Source organism: Uliginosibacterium sp. H1, assembly GCF_036017065.1.
Classification (GTDB): Bacteria; Pseudomonadota; Gammaproteobacteria; order Burkholderiales; family Rhodocyclaceae; genus Uliginosibacterium.
Genome location: NZ_JAYXHR010000004.1, coordinates 202,298 through 218,424, shown reverse-complemented (window position 1 = coordinate 218,424; position 16,127 = coordinate 202,298). Strand labels below are relative to the sequence as shown.

Sequence of the window (16,127 nt, the reverse complement as noted above, 5' to 3'; positions counted from 1 at the left end):
CTTTTCCTTTCTGCTGCCTTGCCGGTATCGGTCGCTAGTACTGCGGCCCGCTCACGTAGTTCTCGAAGCGGGTGTACTCGCCGAGGAAGGTCAGTGGCACGGTGCCAGTCGGGCCGTTACGGTGCTTGCCGATGATGAGTTCGGCCTTGCCCTTGTCCTCGGTGTCCGGGTTGTAGATCTCGTCGCGGTACACGAACATGATGATGTCCGCATCCTGCTCGATGGCGCCGGATTCGCGCAGGTCGCTCATCACCGGACGCTTGTTGGGACGCTGCTCCAGGCTGCGGTTAAGCTGTGACAGCGCCATGATGGGCACGTGCAGTTCCTTCGCCAGCGACTTCACCGAGCGGGAAATCTCGGAGAGCTCGGCGGAACGGTTGTCGCTCTCCTTGTGACCCGTCATCAGTTGCAGGTAGTCGATGACCACCAGACCCAGCTTGCCGCCACACTGCCGGTGCAGCCGGCGTACGCGGGCGCGCAGGTCGACGGGGTTGAGGCCCGGCGTCTCGTCGATGAAGATCGGTGCCTCGTGCAGGCGTCCGAGTGCGTACGAGAGTTTCTGCCATTCGTCGTCGGTCAGCTGGCCGGTACGCAGCTTGTGCTGATTGAGGCGCCCCACGGATGAAATGAAGCGCATGGCGAGCTGGGTCGCCGGCATTTCCATCGAGAATACGGCGACGGGCAGCTTGGCCTCCAGCGCCACCGCTTCGGCGATGTTGAGTGCAAACGAGGTCTTACCCATACCGGGGCGCCCCGCCACCACGATCATGTCGGTGGCCTGCAGGCCGGAGGTCATCGCGTCCAGATCGGCCAGGCCGGTCGGTACGCCGGTCACGGCGGCCGGGTTGTCGCGGTCGTACAGCTCCTGGATGCGCTCCACCACCTGCCCGAGCACAGGCTGGATGGCCACGAAACCGCTCTTCTGGCGGCTGCCTTCGTCGCGGATGGCAAGGATGTTGGCCTCGGCCTCGTCGAGGATCAGCGCAGCATCGCGCCCGGCCGGCGAGAGTGCCTTGGCAGCGATCTCGTCACCGACGGTGACGAGGCGGCGCAGGATCGCGCGCTCGCGCAGGATCTCGGCGTAGCGCCGGATGTTGGCCGCCGACGGTGTGTTGTTGGCGATCTCGCCGAGGTAGGCCAGCCCACCGACGTGGGTGGCCTCGTTGTTCTTGTCCAGCGACTCGTAGACCGTCACCACGTCCGCCGGCTTGCCGTGCTCGATCAGCTTGGCGATGTGCTGGAAGATGCGACGGTGTTCGTCGCGGTAGAAGTCTCCGTCGCTGACCAGGTCGCCGACGCGGTCCCAGGCTGCGTTGTCCAGCAACAGGCCGCCCAGCAGGGACTGCTCGGCCTCGATGGAATGCGGCGGCAGCTTCAGTGCGGCAATTTGCGGATCGACAGCGGGAGGCTGACCGTCGCGACGGTTCTGGGCCATGAAGGACTCCTGAGGGGACTGCAGATTCTACGGGGTGTTTCGTCAACTGGACGTGGTTGTTTAGCCAGCCAACTCCATGTGCTTCACGCAAAGAAAAAGGGCTGCCTTGCGGCAGCCCTTTTTTCCGAAGCACGACAGCTTACTGTTCGCCTTGCACCACGACCTTGATCGTGGTGACAGCATCGGCGTGCAGCGCGATGGACACTTCGCTCTCGCCCACGGCCTTGATCGGGCCATTGGGCAGGCGCACGGTCGACTTCTCGATGGCGATGCCTTGAGCAGCCAGACCATCGGCGATGTCGGCGTTGGTCACGGAGCCGAACAGGCGACCATCGACACCAGCCTTGCGGTTCAGCGTCAGGGTGAAGCCTTCCAGCTTGGCGACCAGACCTTGCGCAACGCCCAGCTTCTCGGCGGCGACGCGCTCGAGCTCGGCGCGGCGGGCTTCGAATTCAGCCAGATTGGCAGCGGTGGCACGCTTGGCGTGACCCTTCGGGATCAGGAAATTGCGGGCGTAGCCGTCCTTCACGCGGACGACGTCACCGAGGTTGCCCAGGTTGACGACCTTGTCCAGCAGAATGATTTGCATGTTCTCGGTCCTCTTACTTGTGCAGATCGGTGTACGGCATCAGCGCGAGGAAGCGGGCGCGCTTGATGGCGGTCGACAGCTGGCGCTGGTAGCCGGCCTTGGTGCCGGTGATGCGCGCCGGCATGATGCGGCCGTTCTCGGTGATGAAATCCTTCAGGATCTCGATGTCCTTGTAGTCGATCTCTTCGATCTTCTCTGCCGAGAAACGGCAGAACTTGCGACGCTTGAACAGGCCGCCACGGCTACCACCGCGTTCGTCCTTCTTCTTGTTACCAGGTCTGAAAGCCATTTTGTGTTCCTTCCAGTAATTCCACTGTTCTTACATGCAGCACCGGCATCTTGCTCTTGAGGCTGCGGGAGGCGAGAAAGCCTTCCAGCCTGAGCAGGCTGCCCGGTGGCAGCGCATTGATCTGATGAGCCAGCGCTCCGATGGCCGAGGCTTCGATCTCACAGGACACCTCGCGCTCCACTTCGCCTTCCACCTGCTTCGACTTGTGCCCGACGCGGAATTTCACGACGGGCAGGCGGGCCGGGGTATAGCGCAGGGCATCGCGTTCAAGCAGATGCCCGCTGAAGCGGACGGTGTTTTCCGTGAGGGGCCTCGTGTCGTCCGGAGACTCAGGCAGCACTCGCCTCGGCGGGCTTGGCTTCGTCCGATGCAGGCGTCAGGGACTTGGACTTCTCTTCCTTCATCATCGGGGAAGGAGCAGTCACAGCCTTCTTGGTCTGGATCGTCAGGTGACGCAGGACGGCGTCGTTGAACTTGAAGCCGTGCTCCAGCTCGTCGAGCGTTTCCTGATCGCACTCGATGTTCATCAGCACGTAGTGCGCTTTGTGAACCTTCTGGATCGGGTAGGCCATCTGGCGGCGGCCCCAGTCTTCCAGGCGGTGGATCTGGCCGTTGCGGCCGGTGATCAGCGTCTTGTAACGCTCGATCATCGCCGGAACCTGCTCGCTTTGGTCCGGGTGGACGATGAATACGATTTCGTAATGTCGCATGGACACTCCTCGTGGGTTGAAGCCCCCCGGCATGCGACCGGTGGAGCAAGGAAAAAAAGCGCCCGTGGGGCGCTTTGACATCAGTAATGCAAAGAGCGGTCTGGCGGAGAGGGCGGGATTCGAACCCGCGGTGGGGTATTACCCCACACACGCTTTCCAGGCGTGCGACTTAAACCACTCATCCACCTCTCCAGGCGCAGGGGCGGCATTATAGCAAGAATCAATGGCTTGGGCGCAAGCCCAATCTGGCGTTACCCTTCGGCCCGACATGCCGGAATCCACAAAAACGACATTCGCGGGAGGCGCAAGGTGAAAGCAGCCGGGCCGATCATTGCCGTCATCGCGCTGCTGGGCGTCGCCTGGGCGCTATATCGTGCCTGGAGCGTCTGGCGCGAGCGCTTCGGCAACCGCGATTCGCTGGAAAGCTCCCGCGAGATGGCTTTGCTGGCAGAACTACGCAAGGCCTCGTCGGAAGCGCCCGAGACGGTGATGGTCCTCGACCCGCCGCCGCGCCCCAAGCGTCCGAAACCGGTCCAGCCGCCGGTCACCGGTCCGGAAACCGTACCCGTCGGAGATCCCACGCCAGCCACGCCGAGGATGCCGGCCGCGTCGGTGCCGGCATTGCTGGATGCAGTCGGTCGCGTGGTGTTCTTCCTGCTGAAGATCGAACTGAACGACCACGAAGTGCTGTCACGCGTGGACCCGGCCATCTTCCTGCCCGGCCACGACACCGCACTGCCGCGTGCCACGCTGGATTTCGTGGTGTGCCGCCGGGACTTCACGCCCGCAGCGATCATCATGGTTCAACGCGGAGACGCGGAGGAGCCCTTGCGCGAGCGCGTCATCGCCCTGCTCAGCCAACGCGGAATGAAGGTTCTGCGCTGGAAGGTCGGTGCGCTACCCGCGCGCGGCAGCGTGCGGGACGCCGTACTCGGCACGGGTTGAGCCGACCGCACGGTACTGCCACCTGCAGCACCGTGCAGCGACCTGCGGCTACAGCACTTCGGCCGCGTGATCCGCCAGGCGGGAACGCTCGCCCCGCTGCAGCGTGATGTGCCCGCTGTGCGCCCAGCCCTTGAAGCGATCCACCGCGAAGGTGATACCTGAACTGCCCTCGGTGAGGTAGGGCGTATCGATCTGCGCGATGTTGCCCAGGCAGACCACCTTGGTGCCGGGACCGGCACGGGTGATCAGCGTCTTCATCTGCTTGGGCGTCAGGTTCTGCGCCTCGTCGATGATCAGGAATTTGTTGATGAAGGTACGGCCGCGCATGAAGTTCAGGCTCTTCACCTTGATCCGCGTACGGATGAGGTCGCGCGTCGCCGCCCGGCCCCACTCGCCGCCGTAACCGCCCCCCTCCTCGGCACCGCCGTTGAGCACGTCGAGGTTGTCCTCCAGCGCACCCATCCACGGCGCCATCTTCTCTTCCTCGGTACCCGGCAGGAAGCCGATGTCTTCGCCGACCGGCACGGTCACGCGGGTCATGATGATCTCGGAGTAACGCTTGGTTTCCAGCACCTGGGTGAGGCTGCTGGCCAGCGTCAGCAGCGTCTTGCCGGTACCGGCCTGGCCCAGCAGGCTGACGAAGTCGATTTCCGGGTTCATCAGCAGGTTGAGCGCGAAGTTCTGTTCGCGGTTGCGTGCGACGATGCCCCACACGTTGTTCTTGTGGTGGCTGAAGTCGATCAGCGTCTCCAGCACCGCCACCGGGCCCTTCACTTCCTTGACGATGGCCTGCAGCGGATTGTCGCCTTCCTGGAAGACCAGTTCATTGACGATCATGTCCGCGACCAGCGGGCCACGCACGCGGTAGTAGGTGCGACCGCCCTCCTTCCAGGACTCCATGCCCTTGCCGTGGGTGTCCCAGAAGTCATGCGGCAACTCACGCATGCCGGTGTAGAGGAGATCCGTGTCCTCCAGCACCTTGTCGTTGAAGTAGTCCTGCGCCTCCAGGCCCATGGCGCGGGCCTTGATGCGCATGTTGATGTCCTTGGACACCAGGATCACCGAACGGCCGGGATCGCGCTCGCGCAGGAACATCGTCACGGCGAGGATCTGGTTGTCCGCCTTGGCGGTCGGCACGGTGGCCGGCAACTGGGTGGCGATCGCCTCGGTCTGCAGGAACAGGCGCCCGCTGGCCAGCTCCTTCGACGGGCCGGACAGCGCGATGCCGGCCTCGATGCCTTCCAGCGAGCCGGACACGATCTCGTCCATCATGCGGCTGGCCTGGCGGGCGTTGCGCGCCACTTCGGTCATGCCCTTCTTGTTGTTGTCCAGCTCCTCCAGCACCATGATCGGCACAAAGAGGTCATGCTCTTCGAAGCGGTACAGACTGGTGGGATCGTGCATCAGCACGTTGGTGTCGAGGACGAACAGCTTGGTAGAGGAAGCAGCTTTGGCGGTGTTTTTGCGGGTAGCCATAGTTATCCAGGACAAGTGACACAAAGTGGCAGAAAGGCACAGGGGCCTGACGGCCCCTGATTTACAACGACTTCACGTAATCGAGTACGTCCTTGGCATGGCCTGGCACCTTTACGCCGCGCCATTCACGACGCAGCACGCCTGCCTTGTCGATGACGAAGGTGCTGCGCTCGATGCCCAGCACCTGCTTGCCGTACATGTTCTTCATCTTGATGACGCCGAAGGCCTTGCAGAGGGCCTCATCCGCGTCGGACAGCAGTTCGAAGGGCAGCTCCAGCTTGCACTTGAAGCCTTCGTGAGACTTCAGGCTGTCGCGCGACACCCCCAGGATCACCGCGCCGGCCGCCTCGAATTGCGGATACAGGTCGCGGAAATCCGTGCCCTCGGTCGTACAGCCGGGCGTGTTGTCCTTGGGATAGAAATACAGAACGACTGATTTGCCGCGCAATGCGGCGAGGGAGATGGTGCTGCCACCCGTTGCGGGGGCGGTGAAATCCGGCGCGGCCTGGCCGATCATCGGGCTCTCTCCAGTGGGAAGCTGGGGTCCAGCGTATCGGCAATTCCGGGGCCTCGCAACAGCCTTTGCAGCGTGTTCGTGGCGACTCTTCCAAGCCCTTGATTTCAATCTGCGTCGCTGATGGACAGGTCCGGCAGAGACTGGCCTGCTACCCGCGGGTCACTCCTCGAACAGCAGGGCAGCCAGCACTTTGCGGCCTTCACTGGCCAGCACGTTGTAGGTGCGGCAGGCGGATCCGGTGTCCATCACCTCCCAGCCCACGCCAGCCTCGATCAGCGGGCGCAGCAAGGCCGGGGCCGGGAAATGCTGGCGCTTGCCGGTGCCGATCAGCACGACACCAGGCGCTTGTTCCAGCAAGGCGGCGAAGTCCGCCGCGACAAGACTGTCGCGATCCCGCGCCCAGGGGCCGATCACGGCTTGCGGGGTCAACACCACGCTGCCGCGCAGCGTCTCGCCAGCGACCACGACACCGGAACTGTCGTAGCGCTGGATGAGGAGCGTGCCGTCGGCGGAATCACGATGGAGCTTCATGGGAACGGGGAGTGGGGATTGATTGGCGATCAGGTCGAACGAGGAACAGACAAGCGAGACGCAGGCGGCAACCGGCGAGAAACTGCGATCGCGGCGGAAACGGTTGCTGCGGGGCCGTAGAGGCTTCGCTATCATACTGTTTCTTTGAATCAAGCTGCCGGCAACGCCGTCCGGCAGGGGTTGCACCCGATGAACAAGCCTGAACCGCTGCGCGTTGCGCAGGACCCCTCGATGCCTTCCACCCCGCGCCTCATCGCCAAGTCCACCAAGCTCGCCAATGTCTGCTACGACATCCGCGGCCCGGTGCTGGACCGCGCGCGCCAGATGGAAGAGGAAGGCCAGCGGATCATGAAGCTGAACATCGGCAACGTGGCCGTGTTCGGGCTGGAGCCGCCGGACGAGATCGTGCAGGACATGATCCGCAACCTGCCCGACGCCGCCGGCTATACCGACTCCAAGGGCCTGTTCGCGCCGCGCCGCGCCATCGTGCATTACTGCCAGCAGAAGAAGATCGCCGGCGTGACGGTGGACGACGTATACCTCGGCAACGGCGCCTCCGAGCTCATCGTCATGAGCATGAACGCCCTGCTCAACGCCGGTGACGAAGTGTTGCTGCCCGCGCCCGACTACCCGCTGTACACGGGTGCCGTCGCCCTTTCCGGCGGCACGCCGGTGCACTACCTGTGCGACGAGGCCTCGGACTGGATGCCGGACATCGCCGACATCCGCCGCAAGGTGACGCCCAACACCAAGGCCATCGTCCTCATCAACCCGAACAATCCCACCGGCGCGCTGTACCCGCGCGAAGTGCTGGAGCAGATCGTGCAGGTGGCGCGCGAGCACCAGCTCATCGTGTTCTCCGACGAGATCTACGACAAGACGCTGTACGACGACGCCGAGCACGTCAGCATCGCCTCGCTGGCCGACGATGTGCTGTTCCTCACCTTCAACGGCCTGTCCAAGAACTACCGTTCCTGCGGCTATCGCGCCGGCTGGATGGTGGTGTCCGGCGACAAGCGCCATGCGCGTGACTACATCGAAGGCCTCAACATGCTGGCCTCGATGCGCCTGTGCGCCAACACACCGGGCCAGCTCGCCATCCAGACTGCACTGGGCGGCTACCAGAGCATCGACGACCTGGTGCGCCCCGGTGGTCGCCTGCGTCGCCAGCGCGACCTCGCCTACGAACTGCTCACCGCGATTCCCGGTGTCACCTGCGTGAAGCCCAAGGCCGCGCTGTACCTGTTCCCGAAGCTCGACCCGAAGATGTACCCGATCCAGAACGACCAGCAGTTCATCCTCGAACTGCTGGAAGCGGAACGCGTACTGCTGGTGCAGGGCACCGGCTTCAACTGGAAGACGCCGGACCACTTCCGCATCGTCTTCCTGCCGCACGAGGACGACCTGCGCGAAGCCTTCACGCGCATCGCGCGCTTCCTCGACCAGTACCGGAAGCGGCATGCCTGAACTGCGGTGAAACGTGAAAGGTGAAAGGTGAAACGTACAAACCTTGAACCGCTCCACGTTTCACATTTCACTTTTCACCTTTCACGCCCCTGAACAATGAAACCCATCAACGTAGGCCTGCTCGGCATCGGTACCGTCGGCGGTGGCACCTGGACGGTGCTGTCGCGCAACCAGGAAGAAATCACCCGCCGCGCGGGTCGTCCGATCCAGATCACCGCTGTGGCAGATCGCAACACCGCGCTGGCGCAGAGCATCGTCGGCGACAAGGCCCGCGTGACGGCGGATGCCTTCGATGTCGTGCGTGACCCGAACATCGACATCGTGGTGGAGCTGATCGGTGGCTACACCATCGCCAAGGAACTGGTGCTGGCCGCCATCGAGAACGGCAAGCACGTCGTCACCGCCAACAAGGCACTGCTGGCCGTGCATGGCAACGAGATCTTCGCCGCTGCGCAAAAGAAGGGCGTGGTCGTGGCCTTCGAGGCTGCGGTGGCTGGCGGCATTCCCATCATCAAGGCGCTGCGCGAAGGCCTCACCGCCAACCGCATCCAGTGGATCGCCGGCATCATCAACGGCACCACCAACTTCATCCTGTCCGAGATGCGCGACAAGGGCCTGGCCTTCGCCGACGTGCTGAAGGAAGCCCAGCGCCTGGGTTACGCTGAAGCCGACCCGACCTTCGACATCGAAGGCGTGGATGCCGCGCACAAGGCCACCATCATGTCGGCCATCGCCTTCGGCATCCCGGTGCAATTCGACAAGGCCTATGTCGAAGGCATCACCAAGCTGGAAGCCTCCGACATCAAGTACGCCGAGCAACTGGGCTATCGCATCAAGCTGCTGGGCATCGCCAAGCGCCGTGACGCTGGTATCGAACTGCGCGTACATCCCACGCTGATCCCTGCCAAGCGCCTGATCGCCAACGTGGAAGGTGCGATGAACGCCGTGCTGGTGAACAGCGACGCCGTCGGCGCCACGCTGTACTACGGCAAGGGCGCGGGCGCCGAGCCGACCGCTTCGGCGGTCATTGCCGATCTGGTGGACGTTACCCGCCTGCACGCCGCCGACCCGAACCACCGCGTGCCGCACCTCGCCTTCCAGGCCGACCAGCTGAAGGACCTGCCGGTCCTGCCGATCGACGATGTGCAGACCGCCTACTACCTGCGCATGCGCGTCGAGGACAAGACGGGCGTGCTGGCCGATATCACCCGCATCCTCGCCGACGGCGACATCTCCATCGACGCGCTGCTGCAACGCGAACCGGCGGAAGGCGAACAACAGACCGACATTATCCTGCTGACCCACCAGGCGGTGGAGAAGAACGTCAACGCCGCCATCGCACGCATCGAATCGCTGAAGACCGTCGTCGGCAAGGTGACGAAGATCCGTCTGGAAGAACTGAACTGATGGCGTGAAACCTGATGCCGCGCCACGCGCTACGGTGAAACGTGAAACGTTGAACCGCTGAGCTTCGGCCACGTTTCACTTTTCACCCTTTCACTTTTCACATCGCCATGAACTACCTATCGACGCGCGGCAAGGCGCCGCAGAAGCGCTTCTCCGACATCCTGCTCGGCGGCCTGATGGAAGACGGCGGCCTGTCGCTGCCGGCCACCTACCCGCAGGTCAGTGACGCGGAACTGACCGCCATGCGCGCGATGAACTACCGCGAGCTGGCCTTCGCCATCCTGTCGAAGTTCGCCGACGACATTCCCGCTGACGACCTGCGCGACATCGTCGAGCGCACCTACACCGCGGAGGTGTATTGCAACGGCCGTCCGGATTCCGACGCTGCGCAGATCACGCCGCTGCGCAAGCTGGACGACACGCTGTTCCTGCAAGAACTGTCCAACGGCCCGACCCTGGCCTTCAAGGACATGGCCATGCAGCTGCTCGGCAATTTGTTCGAGTATGTGCTGGCCAAGCGTGGCGAGACGATCAACATCCTCGGCGCCACCTCGGGCGACACCGGCTCCGCCGCCGAGTATGCGATGCGCGGCAAGCAGGGCGTCAAGGTGTTCATGCTGTCGCCGCACAACGCGATGAGCGGCTTCCAGCGCGCGCAGATGTACTCGCTGCAGGACGCAAACATCTTCAACATCGCCGTGCGCGGCATGTTCGACGACGCGCAGGACATCGTGAAGGCGGTGTCCAACGATCTCGTCTTCAAGGCGAAGTACAAGATCGGTGCGGTGAACTCCATCAACTGGGGCCGCGTCGTCGCGCAGGTGATCTACTACTTCAAGGGCTACCTGGCGGCCACCGCATCGAACGACCAGCAGGTGAGCTTCGCGGTGCCCTCCGGCAATTTCGGCAACATCTGCGCCGGCCACATCGCCCGCATGATGGGCCTGCCGATCCGCCGCCTGATCCTCGCCACCAACGAGAACGACGTGCTCGACGAATTCTTCCGCACAGGCGCCTACGTGCCGCGCAAGACCGCCGACGTGCACGTCACCTCCAGCCCGTCGATGGACATCTCCAAGGCCTCGAACTTCGAACGCTTCGTGTTCGACCTGGTGGGCCGCGACCCGAACGTGGTGCGCGAGTTGTGGAAGGCGGTAGACACGGGCGGCAGCTTCGACCTGTCGGCCACGCCCTACTTCCCGCGCATGGACGAGTTCGGTTTCGTGTCCGGTCGCAGCAGCCACGCCGACCGTCTCGCGACCATCCGCAGCGTCTACAAGGAGCACGGCCTGATGATCGATACGCACACTGCCGACGGCCTCAAGGTGGCCCTGCAGCATCGCGAGCGCGACGTGCCGACCATCGTGCTGGAGACCGCCCTGCCGGCGAAGTTCGAGGAGACCATCATCGAGGCCCTGGGCGAGAAACCCTGGCGGCCGGCGTCCATGCAGGACATCGAATCATTGCCGCAACGCGTGGAGGTGATGGGCATCGATGCGCAAGCGGTGAAGGACTACATCGTCCGCAACGTCTGAGCAGTAAGACGCGAGCAGACGCAAACGGAAACGGCCGCAACAGCGGCCGTTTCTTCATTCAGTACCCGCTTCGCTCAAGGCAAGATCTGTTGCGAGAAGCCAGGGTTCGCGGGGACGGCGGCAAGTTTGCGCAGCCCCACCGGAGGCACGAACTCAGCTTGCGGCGTCAGGCTCATGCCGGCATCGACCAAGGCTGGCGGAAGCGTCCCGGCGGGAATCGTCACCGCCTTGCCCAACCACTTTGCGGCGCGCTTCGGACGGAAGTCCTGCCTCACGGCCAACGCGAAATCCTCCCAGCTCGTCATCACCGTACCCTGCTCCACGCTACCGGCCGGCAGCTTCCACATCTTTCCGCCCACCAGCAGGTTGTTGTAGGCCACGACCCGCGGCTCGCCCTTGCGCACCACGACATAGTCGCCGCCATTCGGCCGGTCATTCACCAGGGTGTTGTGGCTGAGGTAAAGCGCGTTCTGTGCATGCGTGCCTTCGGCACCGTAGGAGACCACCGCGGAATTGTCGGTGGTCGCTTCCTGCTGGATCAGGTTGCCCACCACGACCGCGACACCACCATCCGGAAACTCCAGCTCGTAGCTGGCCTTGCCGCCCGGCTCGTCGGTCAGGCGGTTGTAGGCGATGTAGTTGCTTGCCGCCCGGCTCTTCAGCAGATGCCCCACCTTGGCATGGTGGAAGTAGCTGCCGGTGACCACCAGCCGCGCGATGCGGCCGACGTACAGGTTGTGCGTCTGACCGGTACTGTCGCCGTTGTGGCCGAACTCGCTGTCGTGGATGAACAGCGAGATGTCCGGCTTGTTGGCGACCAGGATCCCGTTCTGGTTCTCGAGGAAGCGGCATTTGCGCACCGTCAGCATGCCGCTCTCCAGGCGGATGCCGGCACCGTTGCGGTCGGGCACCTTGGTGTTGCTGAACTCGATGCCCTCGACGCTGAACTCGCCGCCACGCATTACCCAGATGGCCTTCCCCTCGGCCGACATGCCCATGGCGTTGATGCGCACCGGGCCGTCCACGGCGCGGATCGCCAGCTTGCGCTGCGTCCAGATGGCCACGTCGCCGGCGTAGTCACCCGCCTCGATCTCCACCACGTCACCGTCTTTCGCCAAGGCCGCGGCGTCGGAGATCGATCGCAACTCGTGCGGCTCCTTGCCCACCCGCAGCGTGGCGGCTTCGGCTATGCCCGAAGCCAGCAGAAGGGCAAGCAGAGCGACGCACGCGGCCAGGGAACCAAGTGACCGCGGGCAAAAACGGGGCAGACTGGCTTGCATCGATCTTCCTGACAGATGGTGATTGTCCGACGATAATCCGCACAAGTACGTGGTGGCGGCCGCTCGCATTGATGGAAGCGGAACGATAACGCACGGCACGGAAATTTCTGGCGCAGTCGCCCGTTTGGCGCAGAAGCCCGGGCGGCGATTCTGTTTTCGAATGACAACCCGAAGGGGTCGATCATGAAGAAGCTCGCTGCAGGACGCCCCGGCATTGCGGCGCTGGCACTATGCCTGATCGTGATGTCACCTTCTGCGCTCGCACAGCCGGTCGCCGACCCCGTGCTCGTGGAGGTAGGCTTCATGACGGTGGAAGAGTTCCAGAGCCTCGACGCTCCGGCCCAGGCCCGCTATGCGGCGGGGGTGGTCGATGGCTGGTTCAGCAGCGCGCTGTACGGCTCATCGACCAGCCGGCTGGCGCGGATCAAGGGCTGCATGACCGGACTGGACCCCGTGCAGGTCGCCGACATCTGGCGCGCCTTCATCACCCGCCACCCCGAACGCGCGCAACACCAGATGAGCGTGGTGGCGTACGCGGCGACCAGGGAAATCTGCGAACGGTGATGGTGGCCCCGTACACCGGGCGGGACGAAGGACCAGATCGGCCGACTGGTGCCCAGGAAGGGACTCGAACCCCCACGTATTGCTACGCCAGAACCTAAATCTGGTGCGTCTACCAATTTCGCCACCTGGGCTCCACGAACCCGCCAGACGGCGGATTGCGAAGAGGCGGCAGTATAACGCCGTCCGCGCCGGGGCCGGTCATTCGCGCGGGCTATACTTGCGCCCGCCATGCCGGTCGAGCATTACGAAAACTTCCCCGTCGCCTCCCTGCTGATGCCTGCGCACCTGCGCGAGCCGGTGGAGGCGATCTACGCCTTTGCACGCAGCGCGGACGACATTGCCGACGAGGGCGAGGTGCTGTCGCGACACCGCCTTGCGCAGCTGAACGACTACCGCGTCGAGCTGGACCGCATCGAACGGGGCGACACCAGTGTCGATCCGATGTTCGCGCGGCTTGCCCGTAACGTGCATACCCACGCCCTGCCCGTGCAGCTGCTGCGCGACCTGCTGGACGCGTTTTCGCAGGACGTGGTGAAGAAGCGTTATGCCGACTTCCCCGAGCTGCTGGACTACTGCCGCCGCTCGGCGAATCCCGTCGGCCGCCTGCTGCTGCATCTGTACGGCCACACCAGCGCCACGCAACTCGCGCGCAGCGACAGCATCTGCAGCGCACTGCAGCTCATCAATTTCTGGCAGGACGTCGCCGTCGACTGGCGCAAGAACCGCGTCTACCTGCCGCAGGACAGTCTCGCCCGTTTCCATGCTGAGGAAGCACAGATCGACAAGGCACGCGTGGATGAGCACTGGCGTGCCCTGATGCGCTTCGAAGTCGATCGCGCCCGCGCCATGTTGCTGGGCGGCGCGCCGCTGGCGCTCGAATTGCCGGGACGCATCGGCTGGGAGCTGCGCCTAGTGGTGCAAGGTGGGCTGCGCATCCTGGAGCGCATCGAGGCGGTCGGCTACGATGTGTTTCGCCATCGCCCCCAACTCGGCAAGGCGGACTGGCTACTCATGGCCTGGCGGGCGCTCCGTATGACCCGCGGCGCGACGCCTTCCAGTGCGGACAGCCGGGACACCCAGACCAGACCCCGGGCCTGAGCGGCCCGACACGAATCACACCAAGCGGCCCAACGCGAGTCACCGTTACACCGTTTCATGAACCCCTTCGACTACTGCCAGCAGAAGGCCGCGGCCAGCGGCTCCAGCTTCTACTACAGCTTCCTCTTCCTGCCCGAGCCGCGGCGGCGCGCCATCATGGCGCTGTACGCCTTCTGCCGCGAAGTGGACGACGTGGTGGACGAAACCCATGACCTCACCCTGGCGCAGACCAAGCTGGACTGGTGGCGCAAGGAGACGGCGGCCATCTACGGCGGCACGCCCACCCACCCGGTGGGGCTGGCGCTGAAAGAAGTCATCCGCGACTTCAACATCCAGCAGGCGCAGTTGCAGGAAATCATCGACGGCATGCAGATGGACCTCCAGCAGACGCGCTACCTCGACTTCAAGGCGCTCAACCTCTACTGCTACCGCGTCGCCAGCGTGGTGGGCCTGTGCGCCGCCGAGATCTTCGGCTACCAGGACCCGCAGACGCTGAAGTACGCGCACGACCTGGGCCTCGCCTTCCAGCTCACCAACATCATCCGCGACGTGGGGGAAGATGCACGACGTGGCCGCATCTACCTGCCGGTCGACGAACTGCAACGCTTCAACGTACCTGCACGGCAGATCCTGGATGCGCAATACAGCGACGAGTTCCGTGCGCTGATGGAGTTCCAGATCGACCGCGCCGAGCAGTACTACGACCAGGCCCTGGCGCAACTCCCTGCGGGCGACCGCAAGAGCCAGCGCCCCGGCCTCGTCATGGCGGCCATCTACCGCACGCTGCTGCGCGAGATCCGTGCCGATGGCGGACGGGTGCTCACCTATCGCACGGCACTGACGCCGGTGCGCAAGCTGTGGATCGCCACCACCACCTGGATCAAGGGCTGAGAGGGATGGACGCCAGCAGCATGGACGCCAGCAACTGCCACGTCGGCATCATCGGCGCCGGATACGCCGGCCTCGCGGCCGCCGTCGAGCTGACCCGGGCCGGCATCACGGTGAGCGTGTTCGAAAGCTCGCGCACGCTCGGTGGCCGCGCCCGCGTGGTCACCAAGGACGACTACACGCTGGACAACGGCCAGCACATCCTGGCGGGCGCCTACACCGAAACGCTGAAGCTCATGCGCACGCTGCGCGTACCGCCACGCAAGCTGCAGACCGTACCCTTCACGCTGAACGTGCCGGGCCGCATCGACCTGCGCGCCGCCAGCCTGCCGGCGCCGCTGCACCTCGCCTGGGGGCTGTTGAAGTGCAAGGAGTTGAGCTGGGCCGACCGTTTCGCCGCCATCCGCCTGGTGCGTCACCTCAAGCGTCGCCGCTTCGCGCTGGAGGCCGACATCACCGTCAGCGAGCTGCTGAACCAGACGAAGCAGACCCCGCTGCTGCGCGAACTCATGTGGGAGCCGCTATGCGTGGCCGCGCTGAACACGCCGGCCGAGATCGCCTCCGCCCAGGTCTTCGCCAATGTGTTGCGCGATACGCTGGCAGCCGGCGCCACCGCGTCCGAGCTGCTGCTGCCGCGCACCGACCTGACCGACCTGCTGCCTTTCCCGGCCACGCTCTACCTCAACCGCAGTGGCGCATCGGTCTACACCGCCACCCCGATCCGCCGGGTGCAGGGCGACAGCGGTGAATTCCAGCTGGAGGGCGATGCGCACCCGCACATCCGCTACTCGCACGTCATCGTGGCCACCGCCCCGTACCACGTCAGCGAGCTGCTGGCGGACTACGAGGGGCTCAGCCAGCTGCGCCAGCAGATCGACAGCCTGCCCTACGAGCCGATCACCACGGTCTACCTCGCCTACGACGAAGCCATCGGCCTGCCCGACCCCATGGTCGGTGTGTCCGGTTCGGTGGTGCAGTGGTTGTTCGACCGCGGCCAGCTGGGCGGCCCGGCCGGCATGATTGCCGCCGTGATCTCCGGCAGCGGCCCGCATACCAGCCTGTCGCGCGAGGACATCGCACTGAAGGCGCACGAAGCGGTGGAGGCCCTGCACCCCCGCCTCCCTGCGCCGAAGTGGTCGCAGGTCATCACCGAGAAGCGCGCCACCTTCTCCTGCCGCCCGGGCATCGTGCGGCCGCTCACCATCACCCCGTTGCCAGGCCTGTTGCTGGCGGGTGACTACGTGGACTCGCCCTACCCCGCCACGATCGAATCTGCAGTGCGGTCCGGGCAGGCAGCAGCCCGGCACATCATGCGCGGCCTCGGCGTTACGGCACCCGCCTTCGCGCTCTGAGCGTCACAAAAAAAGGGAGGCCGAGGCCTCCCTTTTTGCTGGTC

General features: G+C 64.5%; 17 protein-coding genes and 2 tRNA genes. 8 read left to right on the top strand and 11 right to left on the bottom strand.

Features of this window, described 5'->3' with window-relative positions:
* Positions 1 to 34: 34 nt before the first annotated feature.
* The 6 genes from dnaB to VVD47_RS20090 all read right to left on the bottom strand — a co-directional run bounded on the left by dnaB (position 35) and on the right by VVD47_RS20090 (position 3,215).
* Entirely contained in the window at positions 35 to 1,435 is a 1,401-nt protein-coding gene (gene dnaB / locus VVD47_RS20115; protein ID WP_327605313.1) for a replicative DNA helicase, read from the bottom strand.
* Between the two features lie 139 nt (positions 1,436 to 1,574).
* Positions 1,575 to 2,024, bottom strand: coding sequence for a 50S ribosomal protein L9 (rplI, locus tag VVD47_RS20110; protein WP_327605312.1), 450 nt, complete (start codon positions 2,022 to 2,024; stop codon positions 1,575 to 1,577).
* A gap of 13 nt (positions 2,025 to 2,037) precedes the next feature.
* The gene (gene rpsR / locus VVD47_RS20105; protein ID WP_327605311.1) at positions 2,038 to 2,313 is read right to left on the bottom strand and encodes a 30S ribosomal protein S18; all 276 of its coding nucleotides are present in this window, start codon (positions 2,311 to 2,313) and stop codon (positions 2,038 to 2,040) included.
* Positions 2,294 to 2,653, bottom strand: a complete 360-nt coding sequence (priB, locus tag VVD47_RS20100; RefSeq protein WP_327605310.1) for a primosomal replication protein N — start codon at positions 2,651 to 2,653, stop codon at positions 2,294 to 2,296. The genes rpsR and priB overlap by 20 nt, the downstream gene beginning before the upstream one ends.
* Positions 2,643 to 3,023, bottom strand: coding sequence for a 30S ribosomal protein S6 (gene rpsF, locus VVD47_RS20095; RefSeq protein ID WP_327605309.1), 381 nt, complete (start codon positions 3,021 to 3,023; stop codon positions 2,643 to 2,645). Before rpsF ends, priB begins: the two co-directional genes overlap by 11 nt.
* A 101-nt stretch (positions 3,024 to 3,124) precedes the next feature.
* Positions 3,125 to 3,215 (bottom strand) — tRNA-Ser (locus VVD47_RS20090).
* Between the two features lie 117 nt (positions 3,216 to 3,332).
* On the opposite strand from VVD47_RS20090, the gene VVD47_RS20085 reads away from it, so the two are divergent.
* Entirely contained in the window at positions 3,333 to 3,968 is a 636-nt protein-coding gene (locus tag VVD47_RS20085) for a hypothetical protein (RefSeq protein ID WP_327605308.1), read from the top strand.
* A 48-nt stretch (positions 3,969 to 4,016) separates the two neighbouring features.
* Here the strand turns inward: VVD47_RS20085 and VVD47_RS20080 are convergent, their stop codons facing one another.
* The 3 genes from VVD47_RS20080 to VVD47_RS20070 form a co-directional block, all read right to left on the bottom strand.
* On the bottom strand, positions 4,017 to 5,444 hold the full coding sequence (locus VVD47_RS20080) for a PhoH family protein (RefSeq protein ID WP_327605307.1): 1,428 nt from the start codon (positions 5,442 to 5,444) through the stop codon (positions 4,017 to 4,019).
* Positions 5,445 to 5,505: 61 nt separating this feature from the next.
* Positions 5,506 to 5,961, bottom strand: coding sequence for a peroxiredoxin (locus tag VVD47_RS20075; RefSeq protein WP_327605306.1), 456 nt, complete (start codon positions 5,959 to 5,961; stop codon positions 5,506 to 5,508).
* 159 nt (positions 5,962 to 6,120) lie between these two features.
* Positions 6,121 to 6,492, bottom strand: a complete 372-nt coding sequence (locus VVD47_RS20070; RefSeq protein ID WP_327605305.1) for an Mth938-like domain-containing protein — start codon at positions 6,490 to 6,492, stop codon at positions 6,121 to 6,123.
* 189 nt (positions 6,493 to 6,681) lie between these two features.
* Between VVD47_RS20070 and VVD47_RS20065 the strand changes: the two genes are divergently transcribed.
* From VVD47_RS20065 to thrC, 3 genes are all read left to right on the top strand, one after another.
* On the top strand, positions 6,682 to 7,959 hold the full coding sequence (locus VVD47_RS20065) for a pyridoxal phosphate-dependent aminotransferase (RefSeq protein ID WP_327605304.1): 1,278 nt from the start codon (positions 6,682 to 6,684) through the stop codon (positions 7,957 to 7,959).
* A 96-nt stretch (positions 7,960 to 8,055) separates the two neighbouring features.
* Positions 8,056 to 9,366 (top strand): homoserine dehydrogenase, encoded by a 1,311-nt coding sequence (locus tag VVD47_RS20060; protein WP_327605303.1) that lies wholly within the window; start codon positions 8,056 to 8,058, stop codon positions 9,364 to 9,366.
* A 107-nt stretch (positions 9,367 to 9,473) separates the two neighbouring features.
* Entirely contained in the window at positions 9,474 to 10,901 is a 1,428-nt protein-coding gene (thrC, locus tag VVD47_RS20055; protein ID WP_327605302.1) for a threonine synthase, read from the top strand.
* A gap of 74 nt (positions 10,902 to 10,975) precedes the next feature.
* Here thrC and VVD47_RS20050 read toward each other — a convergent pair whose 3' ends face one another.
* On the bottom strand, positions 10,976 to 12,046 hold the full coding sequence (locus VVD47_RS20050) for a right-handed parallel beta-helix repeat-containing protein (RefSeq protein WP_327605301.1): 1,071 nt from the start codon (positions 12,044 to 12,046) through the stop codon (positions 10,976 to 10,978).
* 318 nt (positions 12,047 to 12,364) lie between these two features.
* On the opposite strand from VVD47_RS20050, the gene VVD47_RS20045 reads away from it, so the two are divergent.
* The gene (locus tag VVD47_RS20045; protein ID WP_327605300.1) at positions 12,365 to 12,745 is read left to right on the top strand and encodes a hypothetical protein; all 381 of its coding nucleotides are present in this window, start codon (positions 12,365 to 12,367) and stop codon (positions 12,743 to 12,745) included.
* A 46-nt stretch (positions 12,746 to 12,791) separates the two neighbouring features.
* Here VVD47_RS20045 and VVD47_RS20040 read toward each other — a convergent pair.
* Positions 12,792 to 12,876, bottom strand: a tRNA-Leu gene (locus VVD47_RS20040).
* A 97-nt stretch (positions 12,877 to 12,973) separates the two neighbouring features.
* Here VVD47_RS20040 and hpnC point away from each other — a divergent pair.
* From hpnC to hpnE, 3 genes are read left to right on the top strand one after another with little or no spacing between them, the layout of a single operon-like run.
* Positions 12,974 to 13,843, top strand: a complete 870-nt coding sequence (gene hpnC, locus VVD47_RS20035) for a squalene synthase HpnC (RefSeq protein ID WP_327605299.1) — start codon at positions 12,974 to 12,976, stop codon at positions 13,841 to 13,843.
* Between the two features lie 57 nt (positions 13,844 to 13,900).
* Entirely contained in the window at positions 13,901 to 14,734 is an 834-nt protein-coding gene (gene hpnD / locus VVD47_RS20030; protein WP_327605298.1) for a presqualene diphosphate synthase HpnD, read from the top strand.
* A 5-nt stretch (positions 14,735 to 14,739) separates the two neighbouring features.
* The gene (gene hpnE / locus VVD47_RS20025) at positions 14,740 to 16,083 is read left to right on the top strand and encodes a hydroxysqualene dehydroxylase HpnE (RefSeq protein ID WP_327605297.1); all 1,344 of its coding nucleotides are present in this window, start codon (positions 14,740 to 14,742) and stop codon (positions 16,081 to 16,083) included.
* Positions 16,084 to 16,127 lie beyond the last annotated feature (44 nt).